Origin of the sequence: Streptomyces sp. DH10 (assembly GCF_029813805.1) — a bacterium.
GTDB classification, from domain to species: Bacteria; Actinomycetota; Actinomycetes; order Streptomycetales; family Streptomycetaceae; genus Streptomyces; species Streptomyces coeruleofuscus.
In genome coordinates this window covers 26,676-50,324 of the sequence record NZ_JARVKU010000038.1, presented here as the reverse complement: position 1 = coordinate 50,324, position 23,649 = coordinate 26,676, and the positions used below count along the sequence as shown (strand labels likewise).

Sequence of the window (23,649 nt, the reverse complement as noted above, 5' to 3'; positions counted from 1 at the left end):
GGCATAGGCCCTGGGGGTCTGGGGGCGGAGCCCCCAGTAAGTCCGGCACAAACGCCGGTCACTACTCGGCGGACCGAGTAGCAGCCCCCCGCTCCCTCTCCTCCGCGGCCTTCTCCTCCGCCTCCATCTCCGCGAACACGTCGATGGGCGCGGGCGCCTTCGCCAGGAAGACCCACGTCAGCCATACGGCGAGCAGGAACGGCGGGATCTTCAAGGCGACCAGGACCCAGCCCAGCTGTGTCGTGTCGGCCCACCAGTACAGCGGGAAGAGGATCGCGCACTTGGCGAGCAGGATCGCGCCCCAGGCGTAACTGGCCTTCGCGTAGGCCTTCTTGCGGCCGGGGTTCCGCGTGCGCCAGGAGAGGTTCTCCTTGAAGACCGGGCCGAGGATCAGCCCGATCAGCGGGACACCGCACAGGGTGGTGATGATGTAGGCGAGTCCCAGGCCCAGCGTGTAGAGCATGCCGGGCAGGTAGAAGTCCTTGGCGTTGCCGGTCATCATCGCGAAGACGACACCGAAGGCCACGCCGAAGACACCGCTGAAGGCGTGCTTGACGGTGTCCTTCGTCACCAGCCGGACCACGACCAGCACCACGGACACGGCCAGCGCCGCGATCGCCGACAGGTGCAGGTCCTTGTTGATCGTGTAGATGGTGACGAACAGCAGGCCGGGCAGCACCGTCTCGACCATGCCCCGCACGCCGCCGAACGCTTCGAACAGGGCGGCCTCGGTCACCGCCCGGGCGTCGTCCGCAGATGTCTCTTCGGTCGGCTTGTCGAGCGACGTCACCGGCTACTCCCGTCCGAGGGGTCTCAGTTCGTACTTGGGATTGAACAGCACCCGGCGGCCCCGGCTCATGGAGACCCGGCCCGATGCGATCAGCTTGCGCCCCGGCTCTATGCCCACGATCGAGCGTCTGCCGAGCCACACCACGTCCAGCGCCGCTGAGCCGTCGAAGAGCTCGGCCTCCAGGGCCGGGACTCCGGCGCGCGGCCGCAGGGTGACCGTGCGCAAGGTACCAGTAACCGTCACTATCTGCCGGTCCTGGCAGTCTCCGATCCGGATACAGCCCGCGGTCTCGGTGTCCTCGCGCAGTTCCTCGGACTCCAGGTCCTCCTGCGACGAGGAGAGCCGGTCGAGCATGCGCCGGAACCGGCCCGCCTGCTTCTGCGAACGAGGAACAGCACTCATGTCTAGAGCCTACCGGGGCGTGCCGACACCCACGTAGCCCCGTGGCGAGGACCTCACCTCTCGAACCGGTAGCCCATCCCCGGCTCCGTGATGAAGTGCTTCGGATGGGAGGGATCCGCCTCCAGCTTCCGCCGCAGCTGCGCCATGTACACGCGCAGGTAGTTGGTCTCCGTCCCGTACGACGGCCCCCACACCTCCTGGAGCAGCTGCTTCTGCCCGACCAGTCGGCCGCTGTTGCGGACGAGGACCTCCAGCAGGTGCCACTCCGTGGGGGTCAGCCGTACGTCCTTCCCGGCGCGGTTGACCTTCTTCGCGGCCAGGTCGACGGTGAACTCGCCGGTGTCCACGATCACGTCGTCCTCACCTCCCCCGGCCGGTTCGGCCCGGCGCACGGCGGCCCGCAGCCGGGCCAGCAGTTCGTCCATGCCGAAGGGCTTGGTGACGTAGTCGTCGGCGCCCGCGTCCAGCGCCTCGACCTTCTCGTCGGAGGAGTGCCGGGCCGACAGCACCAGGATCGGCACCCGGGTCCAGCCCCGCAGCCCCCTGATCACCTCGACGCCGTCCATGTCGGGCAGGCCGAGGTCGAGGACGACCACGTCGGGGTGGTGGGCGGCGGCGAGCCGGAGGGCGGTGGTGCCGTCGTGGGCCGCGTCGACCTCGTACGCGCGTGCCCTGAGGTTGATCACGAGGGCGCGTACGATCTGCGGCTCGTCGTCGACCACCAGCACACGGGTCATGAGTCCTGCCTTTCCGCTTCGGCTGCGTGTTCCGCCATGTGGAGAAGGTCCGGGCGCGGTCCCGCCGCCCGGAGGGTGAGGACCATGGTGAGCCCGCCGCCCGGGGTGTCCTCGGCGTCGAGCGTGCCGCCCATGGCCTCGGCGAAGCCGCGCGCCACCGCGAGCCCCAGCCCCACGCCGGTGCCGCGCGGGGCGTCGCCGTGGCGCTGGAAGGGCTCGAAGATGCGGCCCTTGGCCTCGTCGGGGACGCCCGGCCCCCGGTCGGCCACCCGCACCTCGACCCGGTCGGCGAGCGCGCTGGCGGCGACCAGCACGGGCGTGCCGGACGGACTGTACTTGACGGCGTTCTCGACGAGGTTGGCCATGGCCCGCTCCAGCAGCCCGGGGTCCACGCCGACCATGGGCAACGTCTCCGGGACGTCCAGGTCGACACTGCCCTCGGGTACGCCGCCGAGCGCCATCGGCACCACCTCGTCGAGGTCGATCTCGCGGATCAGCGGGGTGACCGTGCCGGTCTGGAGCCGGGACATGTCGAGCAGGTTGCCGACGAGGTGGTGGAGGCGGTCGGCGCCCTCCTCGATGCCTCCCAGCAGCTCCGCCCGGTCCTCCTCGGACCACTCGACGTCCTCGGAGCGCAGGGAGGTCACCGCCGCCTTGATCCCGGCGAGCGGAGTGCGCAGGTCGTGGCTGACGGCGGCGAGCAGCGCCGTGCGGATGCGGTTGCCCTCGGCGAGGGTGCGGGCCCGGTCGGCCTCCTCCCGGAGCCGGCGGCGGTCCAGGACGACGGCGGCCTGGGCGGCGAAGGCGGCCAGCACGCGGCGGTCCTCGGCGGGCAGGACGCGGCCGGTCAGCGCGAGCGCCATGTGGTCCCCGACCGGCATGTCCACGTCCGCCTGGTCGGGCCGCTCGACGGGACGTCCCTGCCCGACGCGGCCGGCGCAGGTCCACGGCTCGACGTCGCCCGCCCTCTCCAGCAGGGCCGCCGACTCCATGCCGAAGGTCTCCCGGACCCGTTCCAGCAGGTCCTCCAGGCCGGTCTCGCCGCGCAGCACGTTGCCCGCGAGGAAGGAGAGGATCTCGGACTCGGCCCGCAGCCGGGCGGCCTGGTGGGTGCGGCGGGCGGCGAGGTCGACCACGGAGGCCACCGCGGCACCGACGGCGACGAAGATCACGAGGGCGACGATGTTCTTCGGGTCGGCGATGGTCCACCGGTGCAGAGGCGGCGAGTAGAAGTAGTTCAGCAGCAGGGAGCCCACCGCCGCCGAGGCCAGCGCCGGCATCAGCCCGCCGAGCAGGGCCGCCGCCACGGTCAGCGCCAGGAACAGCAGCATGTCGTTGGCGAGGCCGAGGTCGACGGCGCTGAGCAGCGCCGCCAGGGCAGGCGGGCCGGCGACACCGACCAGCCAGCCCCACGCCCGCCGGGACCGCCCGAGGCGCGCGCCCCGGGCCACGGGCAGTCCGCGGCCCTTGGCGACCTCGTCGTGGGTGACGATGCGCACGTCGAGGTCGGACCCGGACTCCCGGGCGACCGTCGCGCCGACGCCGGGTCCGAAGACGTACTGCCAGGTCCTGCGGCGCGAGGAGCCCAGCACGATCTGAGTGGCGTTCACACCCCGGGCGAAGGCGAGCAGCGCGGCCGGTATGTCGTCGCCGACCACGTGATGGAACGTTCCGCCCAGGTCCTCGACGAGGGTCCGCTGCAACGCCAGTTCCTTCGGCGAGGCCGAGGTCAGCCCGTCGCTGCGGGCTATGTAGACGGCCAGCACCTCCCCGCCGGCGCCCTTCCCGGCCAGCCGCGCGGCCCGGCGGATCAGCGTCCGGCCCTCGGGTCCGCCGGTCAGGCCGACCACGATCCGCTCGCGCGAGCCCCAGATCCTCGACACCCGGTGATCGCTGCGGTACTGGGTGAGGTGGGCGTCGACCCGGTCGGCCACCCACAGCAGCGCCAGCTCGCGCAGGGCGGTCAGGTTGCCGGGGCGGAAGTGGTTCGACAGGGCCGCGTCGACCTTGTCGGGCTGGTGGATGTTGCCGTGTGCCATCCGCCGCCGCAGCGCCTCGGGCGACATGTCGACCAGCTCGATCTGGTCGGCCCGCCGTACCACCTCGTCCGGCACGGTCTCCTGCTGCCGCACCCCGGTGATCGACTCGACGATGTCGCCCAGTGACTCCAGGTGCTGGATGTTGACGGTCGATATCACGTCGACACCGGCCGCCAGCAGTTCCTCCACGTCCTGCCAGCGCTCGGCGTTGCGGGAGCCGGGGACGTTGGTGTGGGCGAGTTCGTCGACCAGGGCGACCTGGGGGCGGCGGGCGAGGACGGCGTCCAGGTCCATCTCGGGGAAGACGCCGCCGCGGTACTCCAGCCGCCTGCGCGGCACCTGCTCCAGGCCGCGCAGCATCACCTCGGTGCGGGGACGGTCGTGGTGCTCGACGAAGGCCGCCACGCAGTCCGTGCCCCGCTCGACGCGGCGGTGCGCCTCGGACAGCATCGCGTACGTCTTGCCGACGCCCGGTGCCGCACCGAGGTAGATCCGAAGCTTGCCGCGTCCCATGGCCTCATTGTCTTCCGGTCCGCCCACTGCGCAGCGTCGACCTTACGGCCGGCAATCACGGCATATGGGCTCCGGGCGCGGCAGTGCGGCCGTCTTTGACGGAACTCTGACGCGCCCGGCCGACCGGGGCCCTACGCGGGGTTGTCGCCGTGGGTGAGGGTCTCCCAGGCGACGAAGAGGTTGTTGCTGCCGGCGGGACGGCCGCGCAGGGTCAGCGTCCCGGTGTTGGTCATGGCGTGTCCGAGACGGTTGGCCAGGGCGTTGTGTCCGACCTCGGGGACCGGCCCGAGCCCGAGCTTGAGGGAGCCGCCGCACAGCCAGCCCGGGGCGGCGGCGCCGAGCTGGTACTTGGCGTGGAAGCCGAGCCCGTGCCGCAGCCGCTCCCCCACGTCGGTGCCGTAGAGGTCCTGCCCCTGGATCCTGCTGGTCTCGGCGACGTGCGAGATGGCCGAGAGGCCGTACCCGGTGTGCGTGAAGTCCCGGCAGGTCTCCTGGCTGAGCCCGTCGACGAAGGCCGACTGCCCCTGCCAGTACTTGACGATCTTCTCGCGGGAGTTGAGGTTCTGGCTCGGCACGGTCCTCGGCAGGTCGCCGTCGGAGGCCAGGTAGACGTAGGCGGCCGTGCGCGTGCGGAACTTCGCCATGGCCTTGTCGTACGACGCCTTGTCCTCCAGGAAGACGGAGATGCCGACGGCGGCCTCCATCATCGACAGCTCCCAGTTGCCGTTGGAGTTCGAGCCGTTGATCACCTCGGGCAGGTACACGGTGCGGAGCATGGTGGCGAAGCGGCCGGAGTCGGCCCAGGTGCCGGTGTACGTGTACTTGATGATCTCGGCGGCCTTGGGCCAGGAGGAGCCGGCCCAGCCGGTCTGAAGGGGCGCGTTGCTGTTGGTGTGGTCCCGGATCACGGCGGACCAGGCGTCCATCAGCTCGATCGCCTTGCGCGCGTGCCGTTCGTCGCGGGTGACGTACCAGGCGAGGGCCTGGGTGTAGGCCGCGATCGCGTCCTCGCGTTCGTCGGTGCAACCGTTGTTGGGTTTGGAGTACGAACCGCACTCGACGACCGCCCGGGGTCTCGGCGTGCGGTTCAGGTCGGCGTACTTGCTCGCCATCATCTGGTCGAAGGCGCCCTTCCAGGGCTGGGCACCGGCGTTGACCTTGGTGCGGGTGAAGTCCAACTGGCCCTTGGAGACGGTGACTCCGGGGTGGACGAAGCCACTGGGAGCGGCGTCGGCGGGCCAGGTGAGGACACCGGCGACGAGGGCGGCCGCGGCCGCTAAGAGTCCGGTTCTGCGCATACGCGGGGCCTTCCGTTCTCATATGTGAACGTGAAGCGCCTTTATGAACAGACGCGTTGAACGAGACGGTAGGTACAGACCAATGACCCGTCAAGGCTCCCCGCACGACAAAGGGCCGCACCCGGTGGGGGTACGGCCCTGGTGTCTCTACGATGCTCAGCGAACCTCGGTGATCTCCGGTCCGCGCTGGAGCTGGCCCATTCCGCCGGCGAAACGGGAGCCCTCCTCCTCCTGCTGGATGCCCTCGGGGACCATCTGGGCGTCGTTGGGCAGCTTCAGGACGATCGGGTCGCGGGGCGCCATCGGGCCCTCGCCGCGGACGACGACCGTGTCCCGGAAGATCTGCTCGAGCAGCCCGGCGGCCTGCGGCTGCACCGCACCCTGGCCCGAGATGACCCCACGCAGGAACCAGCGGGGGCCGTCCACACCGACGAACCGCACGACCTGGAAGCCGCCGGTGCCGTCCGGCAGCTGTACCGGCACCTGGGCCCGCAGCTCCCAGCCCAGCGGCCCCTCGACCTCGTCGACGATGCCGCCCTGCTGGGTGATGCCCGAGCCGATCTCCTCGCGCACCTCGCCCCAGATGCCCTCGCGCTTGGGCGCGGCGAAGGCCTGCAACTGGATGGCGCTGTCCCGCAGCACGACCGTCGCCGCCACGATCGCGTCACCCGCGACCTCGACCCGCAGCTCCATGCCGTCGACGCCCGGCACGAACAGACCGCCCAGGTCGACCCGGCCCTCGCCGGGGTCCCGTACCTCGGAGCTGTCCCAGGGCCCGTCGGGCCGCGGCGCCGGCTCGAGCCTCAGGCGCTCGCCCTCGCCGCCCGCCTCACTGTCGACACCGTCGACGACCTGCTCGGCCTCGCCGGCCGCGTCCTCGGCGGCATCCCTCTTCTTGCGACGTCCGAACACGTCACTGTCCTTCCCGGTCGGATACGACCGAAGCGTATCGATTCCCACCCGCCTGACCGCCCAGGGCGGCCTGACCACTTGTGCCGCTCGTCCCGTCCACCGCGGCGTGCCCTCCGGTGGACCCGAAGCCCCCCTCGGCCCGCGCGGAGCCGGGAAGCTCCGCCACCTCGTGGAAGCGGACCCTCTCGACCTGCTGGACGACCAGTTGGGCAATCCGGTCGAAGCGCTCGAACCGCACGGCCTCGCGCGGGTCGAGATTCACCACGATCACCTTGATCTCCCCACGGTACCCGGCATCAACCGTCCCCGGGGCATTCACCAGGGCGACGCCGCAGCGGGCGGCCAGGCCGGACCGGGGGTGCACGAAGGCCGCGTACCCCTCCGGCAGTGCCACAGACACTCCCGTCGGCAGCACGGCCCGCTCGCCCGGCGCCAGTTGGCACGCCTCGGTGGTGCGCAGATCGGCTCCCGCGTCCCCGGGGTGCGCATACGACGGAAGCGGTACGTCCGGATCGACGCGCCGGATCAGCACGTCCACGGGCTGACGGCTCACAGGGCTCGCAGGAGTCATGGGGCCTTCCGGGCTGACGGGGCTCGTGGGGGTCATGGGAATTGCGGAGGCCGTGGGGGCCGTGGGGCCCAAGTGGCCGTCCGGACTCACGGGTTCACCTCGAAGGCGCGGGCACGCCGGACCTGGTCCGGGTCGTTCATGGCCGCCTGGATCTCCTCCTGGCGGCCGTGGTCGACGAAGTGGTCGACCTTCACCTCGACGAAGAGCGCGTCGGCACGGACGGCGACGGGCCCGCCGGGGCCGCCGACGCGCCCGGTGGCGGTCGAGTAGATCTTGCGCCCGGCCACCGCCGTCACCTCCGCCTCCAGGTACAGCGTGGTGCCGACGGGCACGGGACGTACGAAGTCGGTCTCCAGCCGGCCGGTCACGGCGATCGTGCGCAGCAGCCAGTTCAGCGAACCGAGGGTCTCGTCCAGGGCGGACGTGAGCACACCGCCGTGGGCGAGGCCCGGGGCACCCTGGTGGGCGGGCTGCACGGTGAATTCCGCGGTGAGTGACACGCCCTCGCCCGCCCGTGCCTCCAGGTGCAGCCCGTGCGGCTGGTCGCCGCCGCAGCCGAAGCACTGGCCGTAGTGCGCGCCGAGGAGCTCACCGGGCGCCGGAGCGTCCGGATGCCGCACCGGTCGGACGGCGTCTGCCGGAGGCTGAAGAGCAGGGGAAGTACGACTCACAGCCGGAGACCTTACCCGCGCGTCGGCCCCTTCCGGACACCGTGTCAAGCTTGGCTCCATGCAGCTCTCCGCCGCCCCGTACGAAGAACGCCTGACCGCTCCCCGGTCCTGGTGGCTGATCTCGTTCCTGATCGGGGTCTCCCTGGCCCTGGTCCTGCTCCCGTTCGGCACGCTGCCCACGCTCGGCGGCCTGGCCGGGGGCACCGCGGTCGCGGCCGTCGCCGCGAGCTCGTACGGCTCGGTCCGCATCCGCGTGGTGGGCGATTCGCTGATCGCGGGCGAGGCGAAGATCCCGCTGGCGGCGCTGGGCGAGGCGGAGGTCCTGGACGCGGAGGAAACCCGTGCCTGGCGCACCCACAAGGCCGACCCGCGTGCCTTCATGCTGCTGCGCGCCTACATCCCCACGGCCCTGCGCGTGGAGGTCACGGACCCGGAGGACCCGACTCCGTACCTGTACCTGTCCACGCGCGAGCCGGAGCGCCTGGCGGAGGCACTGAGGACGGCCAAACCGGCGTAGCACACCTGCGCGGGGCGTCACCCGGCGGCGGACGGCGGACCGACGGCACGCGCACACGCGGGCCCGGACTCTCCCCTCCCCCGGGACCGTCGGCTCGGCGTCGCCTCAGTGCCCGTCGCCGCGCCAGTCGCGTTTCTCGCTCTCGGACTTCTCGTTCCCGAGGCGGCCCAGGGGGTCGTCAGTGATCTCGCCCATCTCCAGGGCGTCCGCCGGACGTTCCAGGGCGGGGAGCGGCTCCAAAGCGTCCCAGGGCACCTGAATCCTGCGCAGGTCCTCGCGGATCCTGGCGGCGAGCTTTCTCGTCTCGCTGCGGTTCATGGCCGCTCCGACGGCGGCGCCGATCAGGAACGGCACCAGGTTCGGCATGCTGCGGACCATTCGCTTCATGATCCGCTGCCGCAGGTCCCGCTTCATACGGCTGTTCAGCGCCGTGCTCAGCGTCGACGGCTTGGACGCGTCGATCCCGCGCTCCCCCGACCACGAGTGGAGGTACGCGGTGCTGCGCTGCTTGAGGTTGCCGGGCGGCCGCACGCCGTAGACCTCGTGGAGTTCGGCGATCAGCTTCAGCTCGATCGCCGCTACGCCGGTGATCTCGGCGGCCAGTTCCGTCGGCATGGCGGGCGGCACGGGAAGCATCGCCGCCGCGCCGATGCCCGCTCCGACCGTCGCCGTCGCCTTCGCCGCGCCCGCGACGAGTTTGTCCGCGAGCTCTTCGGGCCCCAGGCCCGGGAACTGCCTGCGGAGCGTCGCCAGGTCCCGTACGGGGACGCGCGGGGCCAGTTCGATGATCCGGTCGGCGAGATGGGCGAGGCCGGCCCGGGCCCGGACCGAGCCCTTGCGGGCACTGTCCATGGCCCGCTCCCGGAGCGTCCCCGCCGTCCGGTCGACGGGTGCGGGGACGTCCACGGACGCCGGAAGGTCACCCCGGTCCGCTGCCGGTTCGAGCGAGGCCGCCCCCGTACTGGTTGAGCCTCGCTCGTCGTCACGCGCGCCGTCTTGCGGGCCGTCGATCGGCCCTTCGTCCGCTTTCCGTTTGGAGAAGCGGCGCTTCCAGGGAGGGGTCGAGCCAGTCACGGCCGACCCCGCCTCAGTCGCAGTCGCGGCAGATCGGCTGGCCGTTCTTCTCCCGGGCCAGCTGGCTGCGGTGGTGCACCAGGAAGCAGCTCATGCAGGTGAACTCGTCCTGCTGCTTCGGGAGCACTCGTACTGCCAGCTCCTCGTTCGAGAGATCGGCGCCGGGCAGCTCGAGGCCCTCTGCGGCCTCGAACTCGTCGACGTCCACTGCGGAGGCCGACTTGTCGTTCCTCCGAGCCTTCAGCTCTTCGAGGCTGTCCGAGTCAACGTCGTCATCGGTCTTGCGTGGAGTGTCGTAATCGGTTGCCATGTCGCTCTCCCCCTCTGGGTGTCTGCGGTGTCTCCAGCGCACGTAACGCGTGAGAGGCCGGACTTGTGCCCGACCTGAGGCGGAGATTTTGCCTCACATCAAGGTCTGTTACTCAATCGACACCCAACCGGACTCCTCACGAGTGATCGGCTTGGATGGCGATGGGGACCGTACACGGTCCGAATGCCGCACTTCAAAGGCGTCTCACCGTGTACTTCCCGTGATCAAGACCCCCGAAAACCGGGATTTTCCCGGCTTTCCGACAGGACACATGATCACAGAGAGTAGATGGCCGGAAAAGCGTCTCTGTGATCGATCACACACGGGGCACGCGCGGTGCGATGTCGAAAATTCCGCGCAAAGCGAACATCCCCGTGTGCCGCCGAGTTGATCGGCGACATGATCTCAGATGGGCAGCGTGACTCGCATCACGAGCCCACCCCCTTCCCGCGGCTGTGCGTAGATGTGCCCGCCGTGCGCCCGGGCCACCGACCGGACGATGGACAGACCCAGTCCGACGCCCTTGTCGCTGCCCGTGCGCTCGGTGCGCAGCCGCCGGAACGGCTCGAAGAGGTTGTCGATCTCGTACGCCGGCACGACGGGGCCCGTGTTGGAGACGACCAGGAGAGCCTGGCCGTGCTGGACCTCGGTCGTGACCTCGACCCAGCCGCCCTCGGCCACGTTGTAGCGCACGGCGTTCTGCACCAGGTTGAGCGCGACCCGCTCCAGCAGCACGCCGTTGCCCTGGACGACCGCGGACTTCTGCTCGCCGCGGATACGCACCCCCTTGGCCTCGGCCTCGCCGTGCACCTGGTCGATGGCCTGCCCGGCGACCTCGGCGAGGTCCACCGGGCCCCGCTCGACGATCTGGTTGTCGCTGCGGGCGAGCAGCAGCAGGCCTTCGACGAGCTGCTCGCTGCGCTCGTTGGTGGCCAGCAGCGTCTTGCCGAGCTGCTGGAGCTCCATCGGCGCGTTCGGATCGGACAGGTGCACCTCCAGGAGGGTGCGGTTGATCGCCAGCGGTGTCCGCAGCTCGTGCGAGGCGTTGCCGACGAAGCGCTGCTGGGCCGTGAAGGCACGCTGGAGCCGCTCCAGCATGTCGTCGAAGGTGTCCGCCAGCTCCTTCAGCTCGTCGTCCGGGCCGTCCAGCTCGATCCGGCGGGACAGGTCCGAACCCGCCACCGCGCGGGCGGTACGGGTGATCCGGCCCAGCGGCGACAGGACGCGCCCGGCCATGGCGTAGCCGAAGGCGAAGGCGATGACCGCCAGCCCGAGCAGGGCCAGGAGCGAGCGGCTGAGCAGGTTGTCCAGGGCGGCCTGACGCTGGTCGTTCACGCACTGGTTCATGGCGTGGTTGAACTCGCTGGGCGAGGCCTGGTCGGGCAGGTTGCAGATGTCGCTGGTGACCTTGCCCTCGACGATCTTGAACGGCAGCTCGCTGCCCACGTTCAGCGCCTCCGCGGCCAGCAGGTAGATGATCGACAGCAGCAGGATGCCGGCGATCAGGAACATGCCGCCGTAGAGCAGCGTGAGCCGTATGCGGATGGTCGGGCGCAGCCACGGGAAGGGGGGCGCGGGCCTTCTGGGGTCCCAGGTGGGCTTCGGGGGTGCCTGCGGGGGCGCGGGAGTCGCTGCCACGGGGTATCAGATCCGGTAGCCGGAGCCGGGGACGGTGACGATCACGGGCGGCTCGCCGAGCTTGCGGCGCAGGGTCATGACCGTCACGCGGACGACGTTCGTGAACGGGTCGGTGTTCTCGTCCCAGGCCTTCTCCAGCAGCTGCTCCGCCGAGACGACGGCGCCCTCGCTGCGCATCAGCACCTCCAGGACGGCGAACTCCTTGGGCGCGAGCTGGACCTCCTTGCCGTCGCGGAAGACCTCGCGGCGGTTGGGGTCGAGCTTGATCCCGGCGCGCTCCAGGACCGGCGGCAGGGGCACGCTGGTGCGCCGGCCGAGGGCCCGCACGCGCGCGATGAGCTCACTGAACGCGAACGGCTTGGGCAGATAGTCGTCGGCGCCGATCTCCAGGCCCTCCACCCGGTCGCTGACGTCACCGGAGGCCGTGAGCATCAGCACGCGCGTGGGCATGCCGAGCTCGACGATCTTGCGGCAGACGTCGTCGCCGTGCACGAGCGGGAGGTCGCGGTCGAGGACGACCACGTCGTAGTCGTTCACGCCGATGCGTTCCAGGGCGGCCGCACCGTCGTACACGACGTCGACGGCCATGGCCTCCCGGCGCAGCCCGGTGGCCACCGCATCGGCGAGCAGTTGCTCGTCCTCGACGACGAGTACGCGCACGTCCCTGGTCCTTCCTCATGTCCACCCGCGTAGCGCCGCACGGGCGCAGACGGGCAGGGGTCTTCGACGGTTCGTTGGTGTGTTGCCCTCCATCCTGCCCTTTTCGGCCATAAGTCGGAGGTAAGGCGGGTGGGGGGACGGCGCCCGAGGCGGAATAAGAGATTTTCTCCTCCGGTTAGGTTTCCACGGAAGGGAGCTTGGGGAGGACGGCTTTACATCCCACGATCACGCTCTGCTTGTACCGCACCACCATGCGGTGCGGCTCAACCCGCTTCCGCAGGGCGGGCGTGGGTGTCCGGCACCGTCGCCGCCCAGCTGAGCGGCGCTGGGCATCCACCGGAGACGTGATCGTCCCTTCCGAACGGCACACCCCCGTGCCATCGACCCACGACCCAGGACGAGGGGGCGCAGCATGGACGCATTCACCGCAGGACTTCTGCAGCGCATAAGGGCGACCGAGTCCGATCTGTCCCGGGCTCGCGACGAGGGCGACGACTTCCTCGTCGAGGTGGAGCAGGGCGAGCTCGACGACCTGCGCCGTCTCGCCGCCGAGCACGGTGTGGAGGTCGGCGCGACGAGCGTCTGATCAGGCCGTACGAAGCGGGTCCCGGCGAATCCAGCGCCGGGGCCCGCTTCGTCGTGTTGCGGCCCCGTTCACTCGGTGCCGGGCGCGCCGCCCGCCGTCGTAGGACAGCGGGCGGGCCACCGGCCGTCGCACGACGGCGGGCGGGCCGCAGGTCGTCGCACGACGGTTTGGCCGTCCTCAGTCGTGCCAGGCCCCGAAGTCCTCCAGCAGGCGCTGGAGGGGCTCGAAGACGCCCGGGGTACCCGCGACTGTCAGATCCCCCGACGGGCGCTCTCCGGGGCGTCCGCCGGTCAGCGCGCCCGCCTCACGGGCGATCAGGTCGCCCGCCGCGAGGTCCCAGGCGTGCAGGCCGCGCTCGTAGTAGCCGTCGAGGCGTCCCGCGGCCAGGTCGCACAGGTCGACCGCCGCCGAACCGCCGCGCCGGATGTCGCGCAGCAGCGGGATCAGCCGCCGGGCGACCTCGGCCTGGTGGGTGCGGACGTCGGCCACGTAGTTGAAGCCCGTCGAGACCAGCGCCTGGTCCAGGGGCGGCGCGGGGCGGCAGGCCAGCCTGCGCTCGCCGTCCCAGGCCCCGGTGGCCCAGGCTCCGCCGCCGAGCACCGCGTGGAAGGTCTCGCCGCGCATCGGGGCCGTGACGACTCCGACGACGGTCTCGCCGTCCTGCTCGGCGGCGATGGAGACGGACCAGGTGGGGAGCCCGTACAGGTAGTTGACCGTGCCGTCGAGCGGGTCGATCACCCAGCGGACGCCGCTGGTGCCCTCGGTGGTACCGCCCTCCTCGCCGAGGATGCCGTCGTCCGGGCGGCGCTCGGCGATCAGGCCGGTGATCAGCTTCTCGGCCGCGATGTCCATCTCCGTGACGACGTCGATGGGGCTGGACTTGGTCGCGGCCACCGCGAGGTCGGCCGGGCGCCCGTCCCGCAGCAGCGCGCCGGCGCGGCGAGCGGCCTCGTGGGCGAGTACGAGCAGGTCCTTGTGCAGGGGGTCGGTCACGGGGCTCCTCACGCGTAGGTGCTGTCGGCGCCCGCGGCGGCGGGGCGCTGGGCGCGGGCCGGGCAGCAGCCGACCGGGCAGAGGTGGTGGCTCGCCCCCAGGGCGCCCAGGGCGCAGGGCGTGACCTCCTGCCCGCGCTCGACGGCGGCGCGCTCCACGACGAGCTCGCGGACCGCGGCGGCGAACCTCGGGTCGGCGCCGACGGTGGCCGAGCGGCGCATCGGCAGCCCCAGCGCCTCCGCCTTGGCCCTGGCCTCCGTGTCGAGGTCGTAGAGGACCTCCATGTGGTCGGAGACGAAGCCGATGGGAGCGATCACCACGGCCGGGACACCTGCCGCGTGCCGCTCCTCCAGGTGGTCGCAGATGTCGGGCTCCAGCCAGGGGATGTGCGGGGCGCCGGAGCGCGACTGGTAGACGAGCTGCCAGGGGTGGTCGACGCCGGTGCGCTCGCGGACGGCGTCCGCGATCAGCTGCGCCACGTCCAGGTGCTGCCTGACGTACGCGCCGCCGTCTCCGTGGTCCTCGACAGGCCCTGAGGTGTCGGCCGAGGCCGTCGGGATCGAGTGCGTCGAGAAGGCGATGTGCGCCCCGTCCCGGACGCCCTCGGGCAGCTCGGCGAGGGACCGGATCACCCCGTCGATCATGGGCTCGAGGAAGCCCGGGTGGTTGAAGTAGTGCCGCAGCTTGTCGATCTTCGGCAGCTCCAGCCCTTCGGCCTCGAGGGCGGCGAGCGAGTCGGCGAGGTTCTCGCGGTACTGGCGGCAGCCCGAGTACGAGGCGTAGGCACTGGTGGCGAGGACCAGGATGCGGCGGCGGCCGTCGCGGACCATCTCGCGCAGCGTGTCGGTCAGATACGGCGCCCAGTTGCGGTTGCCCCAGTAGACCGGCAGGTCCAGGCCGTGGTCGGCGAAGTCCTTGCGCAGGGCGTCCAACAGGGCCCGGTTCTGGTCGTTGATGGGGCTGACCCCGCCGAAGAGGAAGTAGTGCTGCCCGACTTCCTTGAGGCGTTCCTTGGGGATGCCGCGCCCCCGCGTCACGTTCTCCAGGAACGGGACCACGTCGTCCGGGCCTTCCGGGCCGCCGAAGGAGAGCAGGAGCAGGGCGTCGTAGGAGCTGACATCGCGCGCGTCTGGCATGAGTCGATCCTGCCACCCTGCACTGACAGCCGGGAAACGGTGGGGTGACACCTGCGCGGCGGACGGCCCGCAGTGGTCCTTGGCGGGTGCGTCGGGCGCATCCCGAGGCGTAATCTGTGTCGACTGCGTTCGCAGCTTACTGAGTTTTCCGGAGACCCCGTGCCCAGCCCCTACCGCGCCCTGTTCGCCGCTCCCGGCAGCAAAGGTTTCTCCGCCGCGGGGTTCCTCGGCCGTATGCCGCTGTCGATGATGGGCATCGGCGTCGTCACGATGGTCTCCCAGCTCACCGGACGGTACGGCCTGGCCGGCGCCCTGTCGGCCACCATCGCGCTGGCGGCGGCGGTGGCCGGACCGCAGGTCTCGCGGCTGGTGGACCAGTACGGGCAGCGGCGGGTGCTGCGGCCGGCGACGCTGATCTCGCTCACCGCGGCGGCCGTCCTGCTGTTCGCGGCGCACTACGGGTGGCCGGACTGGGTGCTGTACGTGGCGTGCGTCGGCATCGGTTGCGTGCCGAGCGTCGGCGCGATGATCCGGGCCCGCTGGGCGGCGCTCTACCGGGGCACGCCGCAGCTGCACACCGCGTACTCCTTCGAGTCCGTGGTGGACGAGGTGTGCTTCATCTTCGGGCCGATCATCTCCATCGGCCTGTCCACGGCCTGGTTCCCGGAGGCCGGTCCGCTGCTGGCCGCCTGCTTCCTGGCTGTCGGCGTCTTCTGGCTGACCGCGCAGCGCGCCACCGAGCCGGAGCCGCATCCGCGCGAGCAGCGCGGCGGGGGTACGGCCATGCGCTCGCGGGGCCTTCAGGTCCTGGTGGCCACCTTCGTGGCGACCGGGGCGATCTTCGGGGCGGTCGACGTGGTCACCGTGGCCTTCGCCGACGAGGAGGGGCACAAGGCCGCCGCGAGCGTCGTCCTCGCGCTGTACGCGGCCGGTTCCTGCGTGGCGGGCATGGTCTTCGGGCTGCTGCGCTTCGCCGGGGCGCCGGAACGCCGGTGGCTGCTGGGCGTGTGCGCCATGGCCGTGAGTATGATCCCCCTCCTACTGGTCGGAAACTTGCCGTTTCTGGCCGTGGCGCTGTTCGTTGCGGGTCTGTCCATCGCGCCGACGATGATCACGACGATGTCCCTCATCGAAGAGCACGTACCACGCGCGCAGCTCACCGAGGGCATGACCTGGGTGAGCACCGGGCTCGCGGTGGGGGTCGCACTCGGCTCCTCCGCGGCCGGCTGGGTGATCGACGCGGCCGGGGCGCGTGCCGGGTACGGGGTTCCGGCGGTGGCCGGGGCCGTCGCGGTCGCGGTGGGTTTCCTCGGATTCCGTCGGCTCAAGCGGCCGGCTACGGGTCGGGGAGGCTCCGTTGAGCAGCACGGCGAACGGAAAGAACGGCACGTGGCGTAACTGGGGCGGCAACGTCTCCGCGCGGCCCGCACGGGAGGTCACCCCGGCCTCCGTCGACGAGCTGGCCGCCGCGGTGCGGCGGGCCGCCGAGGACGGCCTGAAGGTGAAGGCCGTCGGCAGCGGGCATTCCTTCACGTCCATAGCCGCGACGGACGGTGTGTTGATCCGTCCTCAACTGTTGACCGGCATACGCGATATCGATCGCGAGGCCATGACCGTCACGGTGGAGTCCGGCACCCCGCTCAAGAGACTCAACGTCGCTCTGGCGCGCGAGGGACTGTCGCTGACGAACATGGGCGACATCATGGAGCAGACGGTCTCCGGGGCCACCAGCACCGGAACGCACGGCACGGGCCGCGACTCCGGCTCGATCGCCGCCCAGATCAAGGGCCTGGAACTGGTCACCGCCGACGGCTCGGTCCTCACCTGCTCCGAGAAGGAGAACCCGGAGGTCTTCGCGGCCGCCCGCATCGGCCTCGGCGCCCTGGGCATCGTCACCGCGATCACCTTCGCCGTGGAGCCGGTCTTCCTGCTCACGGCTCGCGAGGAGCCGATGCCGTTCGACCGGGTCCTCGCCGACTTCGAGGAACTCTGGGCGGAGAACGAGCACTTCGAGTTCTACTGGTTCCCGCACACCGGGAACACCAACACCAAGCGCAACAACCGCAGCGCGGGCCCGGAGAAGCCGGTGCCGCAGCTCCAGAGCTGGTTCGAGGACGAGTTCCTCTCCAACGGGGTCTTCCAGGTGGCCAACTGGGTCGGCCGCGCGGTGCCCGCCACGATCCCCGCGATCGCCCAGATCTCCAGCAAGGCCCTGTCCGCGCGGACTTACACCGACATCCCTTACAAGGTCTTCACGTCTCCGCGCCGGGTGCGCTTCGTGGAGATGGAGTACGCCGTTCCGCGCGCGGCCGTCGTCGAGACGCTGCGCGAGCTGAAGACGATGGTCGACCGCTCCGGCCTGAAGGTCAGCTTCCCCGTGGAGGTGCGCACCGCCCCCGCCGACGACATCACCCTGTCCACCGCCTCGGGCCGGGACACCGCGTACATCGCCGTCCACATGTTCCAGGGCACGCCCTACCAGCGGTACTTCACCGCGGCGGAGCGGATCTTCACCGCCTATGAAGGGCGTCCGCACTGGGGCAAGGTGCACACCAGGGACGCCGAGTACTTCTCCCGGGTGTATTCGCGCTTCGCCGAGTTCACGGCGCTGCGGGACCGTCTCGATCCTGACCGGCGGTTCCAGAACGACTACTTGCGGAGGGTTCTGGGGGCGTAGGCGACGCATTGGGGGGTTGTGTTCCCCGGAGCCTCGCTCCCCCGGTCGTGGCGTCGCCCTCACCGCAGGAACTCCCGTACAAGGCCGTTCAACTGCACAAGAAGGGGACGCGTGTCCGGAAGTGACAGTTCCGCTTCTGGAGATCGCGTGAAGTTCCCCACGTTCAAGATCGAGAAAAGCGGGGAGCGGCGGCCGAGTCCGCCCCCTTGCCAGAAGTTGGACGGCGCGCCAATCCACGCAGGTGGCCCAAATGGAGTACTGTGGCGAGCCCTGGGTCCGGTCTCCTGTCAGGGTGCACGGGGCCTTTAAGGACCGCCGGGAGGGGGCTAGTTGCACAGGGTGACAGAGTTCGTCACTTAGCGTTGCGAATAGGTAACCGTGCCATAACGGCGATCCAGGGCCCGTGCCCGACACGCCGGGCAACTCGGCAAGGTTGTGGCAGGCTGCACCCGGGCAGGCCACACTCGACTAGCGGAAGCAGCGACGCACGTGACGTCGGCAGGCACCACCCGGGAGGTCCCCATGCCCGAACTGCGTGTCGTGGCCGTCTCGAATGACGGCACACGGCTGGTGCTGAAGGCTGCGGACAGCACGGAGTACACGCTTCCGATCGACGAACGGCTCCGCGCCGCCGTGCGCGGCGACCGTCCTCGCCTCGGCCAGATCGAGATCGAGGTGGAGAGCCACCTCCGCCCCCGCGACATCCAGGCGCGTATACGTGCCGGCGCGACCGCGGAAGAGGTCGCGCAAATGGCAGGCATCCCCGTCGACCGGGTCCGCCGCTTCGAGGGTCCGGTGCTGGCCGAGCGTGCGTTCATGGCCGAGCGGGCCCGCAAGACCCCGGTCCGCCGCCCCGGCGAGAACTCCGGTCCGCCGCTGGGCGAGGCCGTGCAGGAGCGGCTGTTGCTGCGCGGTGCCGAGAAGGACACCGTCCAGTGGGACTCGTGGCGTCGTGACGACGGCACGTGGGAAGTCCTGCTGGTCTACTGCGTCGCGGGTGAACCGCACTCGGCGAGCTGGACGTACGACCCGCCCCGGCGGCTCGTCCAGGCCGTCGACGACGAGGCGCGCATGCTCATCGGCGAGTCCGACGACCTGGCCGCGCCCGAGCCCAGCTTCCCGTTCGTCCCGCGGATCGCCCGGCTGCCGCGCGACCGGCCGCTGGACCGTTCCGCCGACCGCGAGCGGCCCAGCCTTCCGCCTGCGGCGTCCGAGCCGGTGGAGGAGAGCACGACGGCTGAGCGGGACTCGCTGACCAGCCTGCTGGAAGCGGTGCCGAGCTTCCGCGGCGACCTGGTGGTGCCCGAGCGCCCGGCACCGGAGCCCGAGGAAGAGCCCATCGCCGAACCCGAGGAGGAGGAGCCCCCGGCTCCCGCCGCCTCGGCCGGTTCCGCCTACGCGGACGTTCTCATGCCGCGCTCCGTCGGCAGCCACCGCGACCGGCTCATCGGCGCCACCGACCGCCAGGCCGAGGCCGATGGCGTCCGACCGGGGCGCAGAGCCGCCGTCCCGAGCTGGGACGAGATCGTGTTCGGGACGCGGCGCAAGAAGCAGGAGTAGCCGGATCGGCTTCGGCTTCGGTTATACGAGGATGCTGTACGAGGATGAGGGGCCGCGCCTTTCGGGCGCGGCCCCTCACTCATGCCTGGTTACCGGGGATCAGGTCCCACCGCGACCGGCCGGTCCGGGTCCGAGGACCACTCCGACCACGAACCCACGTACAGCTCCGCCGGAATGCCCGCGACCGCCAGCGCCAGGACCTCATGGGCCGCGGACACCCCCGACCCGCAGTACACGCCGACCCGCGCGTCCTCGGTCACGCCGAGCCCCTTGAACCGCGCGCGCAGTTCCCCGGCGGGGAGGAAGCACCCGTCCGCCCCCACGTTCTCCGTCGTGGGCGCCGACACCGCGCCCGGGATGTGCCCGGCCACCGGATCGATCGGCTCCACCTCGCCCCGGTACCGCTCCCCCGCCCGCGCGTCCAGCAGCACCCCGGACCGCGCCAACTCCGCGGCGGCGTCGGCGTCGAGCAGGCCGCCCGCCCCCGGCTCGGGCACGAAGTCACCCTCGGCCGGTGTCGGTACGGTCTTCTCCAACGGCCCCTCCCAGGCCGGCAACCCGCCGTCGAGGACCCGCACGTCCGGGTGACCCGTCCAGCGCAGCAACCACCACGCCCGGGCCGCCGCCCAGCCCTGGCCGCCGTCATAGACGACCACCGGCGTCCCGGACGACACGCCCGCCCGGCGCATCGAGGTACCGAAGCGCGCGAGGTCGGGCAGCGGATGCCGGCCGCCCTCCCCCGGCTCCGAGGCCAACTCCCGGTCCAGGTCGACGAAGACGGCCCCGGGAAGGTGCCCTGCCTCGTACGCGGCCCGGCCGTCGTACGGCGGCTCACCAGTCGCCTTGGCCGCCGTGAGCTGCCAGCGGACATCGAGCAGGACGGGCGGGTTGGCGCCCGCCAGGTCGCTCGCCAGGTCGGATGCGGAGATGATGGCGTTCATGGCTCCATCCTCGCGCACAGGGGTGGCCGAGCCGTCCGGGTCCGGCTACTCTCCTCGGCCGAGCCGGGGCCAGCACGCGGTGTACGGGAACAAGCACATGCTGTACAGCTGAACGACACGTGCCGACAAGCGCGCCGCAAGGGACAGCGCACCGCACATCAGGCATTCTCCCGGACAGGGACCGCCCCGCAGGGCGCGCCCACGAGGGCGGCGCAGAGCACGCCCACAGCGAGGCCGAGAAGAGAGTGACGATGACCGACGCACGGGAATCAGCCGGCCCGAACGGCGTACCACCCGCTCGGCACGCGCCCGGCACGCCCTGCTGGGTGAGCCTGATGGTGCACGGGCCGGCCGCGACCCAGGAGTTCTACGGAACGCTGTTCGGCTGGGAGTTCCAGCCGGGCCCTCAGCAACTCGGCCCGTATGTACGGGCACTGCTCGACGGGCACGAGGTGGCGGGGATCGGCCGGCTGCCGCCGGACCGCCATCTGCCCATCGCGTGGACCCCCTACTTCGCCTCGGAGAACGTGGATCTGACCGCCGAGACGGTGCGCAGCTGCGGCGGCACGATCGGCGTGGGCCCGCTGGACGCCGCCGACGCCGGCCGCCTGGCGATCGGCTCCGACCCCTCGGGGGCGGTCTTCGGCGTGTGGCAGGCCGCCGCCCATCTCGGCACGTCCGTCTCGGGCGTGGCCGGCACACCCGCCTGGAACGAGCTGCTGACCTTCGAGTCGGCGACCGTCGCCAAGTTCTACCGGACGGTGTTCGGCTTCCAGGAGGAGCCGGTGGTGTCCGCCGACTTCGACTACGTGACCCTGAATCTCGGGGGCGCGCCCGTCGCCGGCATCCACGGACTGGGGCAGGCCCTGCCCCGCGACCGGGGCCCGCACTGGGTGACGTACTTCCAGGTCGCCGACGTCGACGACGCCCTGGACCACCTGGTGCATCTGGGCGGGCAGGTCCTCAAGCCGGCCCACGACACCGCGCACGGGCGGGTGGCCTCGGTGGCGGATCCGGAAGGGGCGAGGTTCGCGCTGTTGCAACGGCGGCAATGACGCACTGGAGGACGAGCCGGCCGATGGTCAGGAAGACGACACCGGCAGCACATCCGGGGACAGGGCCGCCGCGTGGGCCGTCGCCGAGGTCATGCGGCGCCTGTGGTGGCGGCGGCACAGGACCTCGTAGCCGACCTCGTCGGCGGAGTGGGTGACGTCACCGACGACCACCTGGGCACCCTCGACGACCATGACGCCGCCTATCGTGCGGGCGTTGTGCGTGGCCCGGGCGCCGCACCAGCACAGGGCCTCCACCTGGAGCACCTCGACCCGGTCGGCCAGTTCCACCAGCCGCTGGGAGCCGGGGAACAGCTTGGAGCGGAAGTCGGTCGTGATGCCGAAGGCGTAGACGTCGAGGCCCAGGTCGTCGACCACACGCGCGAGCTGGTCGATCTGCTCCGGCGCGAGGAACTGCGCCTCGTCGGCGATCACGTAGTCCGCGCGGCCGCCCTGCGAGAGGTGGTCGACGATGTAGGCGTAGAGGTCCTGGCCGTCCTCGACCTCCACCGCGTCCGTGACCAGGCCGAGGCGCGAGGACAGCTTGCCCTCGCCGGCGCGGTCGTCCCGCGAGAAGATCATGCCCTGGAGGCCTCGCGCCGAGCGGTTGTGCTCGATCTGGAGAGCCAGCGTCGACTTCCCGCAGTCCATCGTTCCGGAGAAGAACACCAGCTCGGGCATGTCGAGTTGAGCACCTTTCGGCGTCGGAGGTCAGGCGGAGAGGTCGGGGCGAGGCGGGTCGGGGCGGGCTTCAGGAGCGTACTTCGAGCAGCGGGACCAACTGCTCGGCGGGGGTCATCGAACCGTGGTTGCCGACCATCGCCGACTCCTTCGGCTCCCGCTCGGAGGCGATGAGCAGGACGTCGTCACGCGCCGCGGCGACCACGTCGCCGATCCGGTCGTACACCCGTTCGTCGATCTTCGGGCCGAACCAGCCCGCCGCGATGGCCTCGTCGCGTGAGGCCACCCAGAACTGCTCGCCGAGCACCTCGCGCCAGCAGGTCAGGACGTCGTTCGCGGCGCCGGGCACCGCGTAGACGTGCCGGGCGCGGCCCTCGCCGCCGAGCAGGGCGACGCCGGCGCTCAGCTCCCAGTCCTCGTCGAAGTCGATGCGGTGCTGCTCGTCGAAGGGCACGTCGATCATGCCGTGATCGGCGGTGACGTAGAGGGCGCTGCGCGGGGGCAGTTGCTCGGCCAGGCGCTGGACCAGGCGGTCGGCGTACATGAGCTGGCCGCGCCAGGTGTCGGAGTCGACGCCGAAGCGGTGGCCGGCGCCGTCGACCTCGGCGAAGTACGTGTAGACCAGGGAGCGGTCGCCCGCGGCCAGTTGCTCGGCCGCCAGGTCCATACGGTCCTCGCCGGTCAGCCGCCCGAGGAACGTTCCGCCGCTGAGCGCCACCTTGGTCAGCGGAGTGGTCTCGAAGGTCGGGGACGACACCTGCGCGGCGTGCACCCCCGCCTCGTGGGCCAGCTGGAAGACCGTCGGGTACGGCTGCCAGGCGCCGGGCGGGGTCCACGGCTGCCAGCGCAGCTGGTTCATCAGCTCGCCGGTGTCCGGGTTGCGCACGGTGTAGCCGGGCAGGCCGTGCGCGCCGGGCGGCAGGCCGGTGCCGACCGAGGCCAGGGAGGTGGCGGTGGTGGCCGGGTAGCCGGCGGTGAGCGGACGTCCGGTGCCGCCGCGCGAGGTGGCGAGCAGGGACGTCATGAAGGGGGCGTCCTCGGGGTGCGCCCTGAGCTGCTCCCAGCCGAGGCCGTCGATCAGGAACACGCAGTTCCGGTCGGCGGGGGTCAGCTCGGAGATCGTGGCGGTCGTGCCCGGCACGCCCAGGCCTGCGGCCAGCGTGGGCAACAGGTCGGCGAGGGAGCCGCTGCCGTACTCGGGGGCCGGCGCGGAGGTGACGGTGAGCGGTTCGGGATGGTGGTCCCAGGCCGTGTTCGGCTGTGCCATCAGCGGGCGCTGTCCGCGGTCGCCTCGGAGAGGGCCTGCGCGAAGGCGAGTGCCTGGCGCACGGTCTCCGGTCCGTCCCCGGCCTCACTGACGCGCAGGCTGAGGTCGTCCGCCGTCGAGTTGCCGGTGTAGCCGTGGTCCGCCTCGCAGTTGGGGTCGCCGCAGGCGGCCGGCTCCAGGTCGATGCGGGAAACGGCGCCCCAGCCGATGGTGAGGACGACCTCACGGGGCAGGGTGCCCGGCTTGTACGACTCCGGGTTGGCCACCACGCGGCTGACCACGATCGACGAGATGCGGCTCAGCTTCACGGACTCCGTCGACGTCGTGGCGTACGGCGTCGGAGAGGTGCTGTCGGCGGCCTGTTCGTCGGTGTGGCTGACGATGAAGCGGTGGTCGGTGAGGACGAGCACGGTCACGTGCCGCCGCACCTCGTTCTGGTCGAACGTCGTCTCCTGATGGACCAGGTACGACCGGATGGGCTCGCCGCCCACGGCGGCCTCCACCGCCTCGGCCACGAGGGCCGGGTAGTAGCCGCTGCGCTCGATCGCCGCCCGCAGCCCCTGGGTCGTCGTACTGGTCTTGGCCATGACGCCCATCCTACGGGGGCCCACTGACTGCGAGGCA

General features: G+C 71.3%; 24 protein-coding genes. 6 read left to right on the top strand and 18 right to left on the bottom strand.

The genetic code is table 11. The features are described from left to right. Positions 1 to 61 precede the first annotated feature (61 nt). From QC385_RS41865 to QC385_RS41830, 8 genes are all read right to left on the bottom strand, one after another. Positions 62 to 790, bottom strand: coding sequence for a DUF3159 domain-containing protein (locus QC385_RS41865; protein ID WP_279546653.1), 729 nt, complete (start codon positions 788 to 790; stop codon positions 62 to 64). Between the two features lie 3 nt (positions 791 to 793). Further along, positions 794 to 1,192 (bottom strand): OB-fold nucleic acid binding domain-containing protein, encoded by a 399-nt coding sequence (locus QC385_RS41860; RefSeq protein ID WP_150483445.1) that lies wholly within the window; start codon positions 1,190 to 1,192, stop codon positions 794 to 796. A gap of 53 nt (positions 1,193 to 1,245) precedes the next feature. After that, on the bottom strand, positions 1,246 to 1,929 hold the full coding sequence (locus QC385_RS41855; protein WP_279546652.1) for a response regulator: 684 nt from the start codon (positions 1,927 to 1,929) through the stop codon (positions 1,246 to 1,248). Further along, complete coding sequence (locus QC385_RS41850; protein ID WP_279546651.1) at positions 1,926 to 4,481, bottom strand: sensor histidine kinase; 2,556 nt, start codon at positions 4,479 to 4,481, stop codon at positions 1,926 to 1,928. Before QC385_RS41850 ends, QC385_RS41855 begins: the two co-directional genes overlap by 4 nt. Before the next feature lie 131 nt (positions 4,482 to 4,612). Continuing rightward, positions 4,613 to 5,779, bottom strand: a complete 1,167-nt coding sequence (locus tag QC385_RS41845) for an alginate lyase family protein (protein WP_279546650.1) — start codon at positions 5,777 to 5,779, stop codon at positions 4,613 to 4,615. A gap of 156 nt (positions 5,780 to 5,935) precedes the next feature. Beyond that, the gene (locus QC385_RS41840; RefSeq protein ID WP_086602687.1) at positions 5,936 to 6,691 is read right to left on the bottom strand and encodes a DUF3710 domain-containing protein; all 756 of its coding nucleotides are present in this window, start codon (positions 6,689 to 6,691) and stop codon (positions 5,936 to 5,938) included. Between the two features lies 1 nt (position 6,692). Beyond that, positions 6,693 to 7,262: a dUTP diphosphatase gene (dut, locus tag QC385_RS41835; protein ID WP_279546649.1), complete on the bottom strand. Its 570-nt coding sequence runs from the start codon at positions 7,260 to 7,262 to the stop codon at positions 6,693 to 6,695. 86 nt (positions 7,263 to 7,348) lie between these two features. Continuing rightward, entirely contained in the window at positions 7,349 to 7,933 is a 585-nt protein-coding gene (locus QC385_RS41830) for a PaaI family thioesterase (RefSeq protein WP_279546648.1), read from the bottom strand. Between the two features lie 58 nt (positions 7,934 to 7,991). Here QC385_RS41830 and QC385_RS41825 point away from each other — a divergent pair, with 58 nt between their 5' ends. Further along, positions 7,992 to 8,450, top strand: a complete 459-nt coding sequence (locus QC385_RS41825) for a DUF3093 domain-containing protein (RefSeq protein ID WP_279546647.1) — start codon at positions 7,992 to 7,994, stop codon at positions 8,448 to 8,450. Positions 8,451 to 8,555: 105 nt separating this feature from the next. On the opposite strand, the gene QC385_RS41820 is transcribed toward QC385_RS41825, so the two are convergent. From QC385_RS41820 to QC385_RS41805, 4 genes are all read right to left on the bottom strand, one after another. Then, on the bottom strand, positions 8,556 to 9,524 hold the full coding sequence (locus QC385_RS41820; RefSeq protein ID WP_279546646.1) for a hypothetical protein: 969 nt from the start codon (positions 9,522 to 9,524) through the stop codon (positions 8,556 to 8,558). Positions 9,525 to 9,537: 13 nt separating this feature from the next. After that, positions 9,538 to 9,834 (bottom strand): DUF4193 domain-containing protein, encoded by a 297-nt coding sequence (locus QC385_RS41815; RefSeq protein WP_003993510.1) that lies wholly within the window; start codon positions 9,832 to 9,834, stop codon positions 9,538 to 9,540. A 405-nt stretch (positions 9,835 to 10,239) separates the two neighbouring features. Next, entirely contained in the window at positions 10,240 to 11,472 is a 1,233-nt protein-coding gene (locus tag QC385_RS41810) for a sensor histidine kinase (RefSeq protein ID WP_279546645.1), read from the bottom strand. Positions 11,473 to 11,478: 6 nt separating this feature from the next. Next, a complete protein-coding gene (locus QC385_RS41805) occupies positions 11,479 to 12,132 on the bottom strand; it encodes a response regulator transcription factor (RefSeq protein ID WP_003993508.1) in 654 nt (217 codons plus the stop codon). A 412-nt stretch (positions 12,133 to 12,544) separates the two neighbouring features. Here QC385_RS41805 and QC385_RS41800 point away from each other — a divergent pair, with 412 nt between their 5' ends. Beyond that, positions 12,545 to 12,718 (top strand): hypothetical protein, encoded by a 174-nt coding sequence (locus tag QC385_RS41800; protein ID WP_010035018.1) that lies wholly within the window; start codon positions 12,545 to 12,547, stop codon positions 12,716 to 12,718. A 177-nt stretch (positions 12,719 to 12,895) separates the two neighbouring features. On the opposite strand, the gene QC385_RS41795 is transcribed toward QC385_RS41800, so the two are convergent. After that, entirely contained in the window at positions 12,896 to 13,711 is an 816-nt protein-coding gene (locus QC385_RS41795) for an inositol monophosphatase family protein (RefSeq protein ID WP_279546644.1), read from the bottom strand. Between the two features lie 8 nt (positions 13,712 to 13,719). Then, positions 13,720 to 14,847 (bottom strand): ferrochelatase, encoded by a 1,128-nt coding sequence (locus tag QC385_RS41790; protein WP_279546643.1) that lies wholly within the window; start codon positions 14,845 to 14,847, stop codon positions 13,720 to 13,722. 159 nt (positions 14,848 to 15,006) lie between these two features. Between QC385_RS41790 and QC385_RS41785 the strand changes: the two genes are divergently transcribed. The 3 genes from QC385_RS41785 to sepH all read left to right on the top strand — a co-directional run bounded on the left by QC385_RS41785 (position 15,007) and on the right by sepH (position 19,084). Further along, entirely contained in the window at positions 15,007 to 16,245 is a 1,239-nt protein-coding gene (locus tag QC385_RS41785) for an MFS transporter (protein ID WP_279546642.1), read from the top strand. Beyond that, positions 16,205 to 17,524 (top strand): D-arabinono-1,4-lactone oxidase, encoded by a 1,320-nt coding sequence (locus QC385_RS41780; protein ID WP_279546641.1) that lies wholly within the window; start codon positions 16,205 to 16,207, stop codon positions 17,522 to 17,524. Before QC385_RS41785 ends, QC385_RS41780 begins: the two co-directional genes overlap by 41 nt. A gap of 522 nt (positions 17,525 to 18,046) precedes the next feature. Next, the gene (gene sepH / locus QC385_RS41775) at positions 18,047 to 19,084 is read left to right on the top strand and encodes a septation protein SepH (protein WP_279546640.1); all 1,038 of its coding nucleotides are present in this window, start codon (positions 18,047 to 18,049) and stop codon (positions 19,082 to 19,084) included. An 89-nt stretch (positions 19,085 to 19,173) separates the two neighbouring features. On the opposite strand, the gene QC385_RS41770 is transcribed toward sepH, so the two are convergent. Further along, the gene (locus QC385_RS41770; protein ID WP_279546639.1) at positions 19,174 to 20,025 is read right to left on the bottom strand and encodes a sulfurtransferase; all 852 of its coding nucleotides are present in this window, start codon (positions 20,023 to 20,025) and stop codon (positions 19,174 to 19,176) included. A gap of 251 nt (positions 20,026 to 20,276) precedes the next feature. Between QC385_RS41770 and QC385_RS41765 the strand changes: the two genes are divergently transcribed. Further along, positions 20,277 to 21,080, top strand: coding sequence for a VOC family protein (locus QC385_RS41765; RefSeq protein WP_279546638.1), 804 nt, complete (start codon positions 20,277 to 20,279; stop codon positions 21,078 to 21,080). Between the two features lie 27 nt (positions 21,081 to 21,107). On the opposite strand, the gene QC385_RS41760 is transcribed toward QC385_RS41765, so the two are convergent. The 3 genes from QC385_RS41760 to QC385_RS41750 form a co-directional block, all read right to left on the bottom strand. Further along, positions 21,108 to 21,758, bottom strand: coding sequence for a thymidine kinase (locus QC385_RS41760; RefSeq protein ID WP_086854903.1), 651 nt, complete (start codon positions 21,756 to 21,758; stop codon positions 21,108 to 21,110). Positions 21,759 to 21,828: 70 nt separating this feature from the next. Continuing rightward, the gene (locus tag QC385_RS41755) at positions 21,829 to 23,025 is read right to left on the bottom strand and encodes an alkaline phosphatase family protein (RefSeq protein WP_279546637.1); all 1,197 of its coding nucleotides are present in this window, start codon (positions 23,023 to 23,025) and stop codon (positions 21,829 to 21,831) included. After that, positions 23,025 to 23,612, bottom strand: coding sequence for a DUF5998 family protein (locus QC385_RS41750; RefSeq protein ID WP_099054597.1), 588 nt, complete (start codon positions 23,610 to 23,612; stop codon positions 23,025 to 23,027). Before QC385_RS41750 ends, QC385_RS41755 begins: the two co-directional genes overlap by 1 nt. Positions 23,613 to 23,649: the final 37 nt, after the last annotated feature.

What these genes read in the sequence shown, in the direction of transcription:
- sepH (WP_279546640.1), top strand. Translation starts at nt 18,047, where the DNA reads ATGCCCGAACTGCGTGTCGTGGCCGTCTCGAATGACGGCACACGGCTG.
- QC385_RS41770 (WP_279546639.1), bottom strand. Translation starts at nt 20,025, where the DNA reads ATGAACGCCATCATCTCCGCATCCGACCTGGCGAGCGACCTGGCGGGC.
- QC385_RS41755 (WP_279546637.1), bottom strand. Translation starts at nt 23,025, where the DNA reads ATGGCACAGCCGAACACGGCCTGGGACCACCATCCCGAACCGCTCACC.
- QC385_RS41760 (WP_086854903.1), bottom strand. Translation starts at nt 21,758, where the DNA reads ATGCCCGAGCTGGTGTTCTTCTCCGGAACGATGGACTGCGGGAAGTCG.
- QC385_RS41750 (WP_099054597.1), bottom strand. Translation starts at nt 23,612, where the DNA reads ATGGCCAAGACCAGTACGACGACCCAGGGGCTGCGGGCGGCGATCGAG.
- QC385_RS41765 (WP_279546638.1), top strand. Translation starts at nt 20,277, where the DNA reads ATGACCGACGCACGGGAATCAGCCGGCCCGAACGGCGTACCACCCGCT.
- QC385_RS41845 (WP_279546650.1), bottom strand. Translation starts at nt 5,779, where the DNA reads ATGCGCAGAACCGGACTCTTAGCGGCCGCGGCCGCCCTCGTCGCCGGT.
- QC385_RS41850 (WP_279546651.1), bottom strand. Translation starts at nt 4,481, where the DNA reads ATGGGACGCGGCAAGCTTCGGATCTACCTCGGTGCGGCACCGGGCGTC.
- QC385_RS41815 (WP_003993510.1), bottom strand. Translation starts at nt 9,834, where the DNA reads ATGGCAACCGATTACGACACTCCACGCAAGACCGATGACGACGTTGAC.
- QC385_RS41790 (WP_279546643.1), bottom strand. Translation starts at nt 14,847, where the DNA reads ATGCCAGACGCGCGCGATGTCAGCTCCTACGACGCCCTGCTCCTGCTC.
- QC385_RS41825 (WP_279546647.1), top strand. Translation starts at nt 7,992, where the DNA reads ATGCAGCTCTCCGCCGCCCCGTACGAAGAACGCCTGACCGCTCCCCGG.
- QC385_RS41800 (WP_010035018.1), top strand. Translation starts at nt 12,545, where the DNA reads ATGGACGCATTCACCGCAGGACTTCTGCAGCGCATAAGGGCGACCGAG.
- QC385_RS41860 (WP_150483445.1), bottom strand. Translation starts at nt 1,192, where the DNA reads ATGAGTGCTGTTCCTCGTTCGCAGAAGCAGGCGGGCCGGTTCCGGCGC.
- dut (WP_279546649.1), bottom strand. Translation starts at nt 7,262, where the DNA reads ATGACTCCTGCGAGCCCTGTGAGCCGTCAGCCCGTGGACGTGCTGATC.
- QC385_RS41855 (WP_279546652.1), bottom strand. Translation starts at nt 1,929, where the DNA reads ATGACCCGTGTGCTGGTGGTCGACGACGAGCCGCAGATCGTACGCGCC.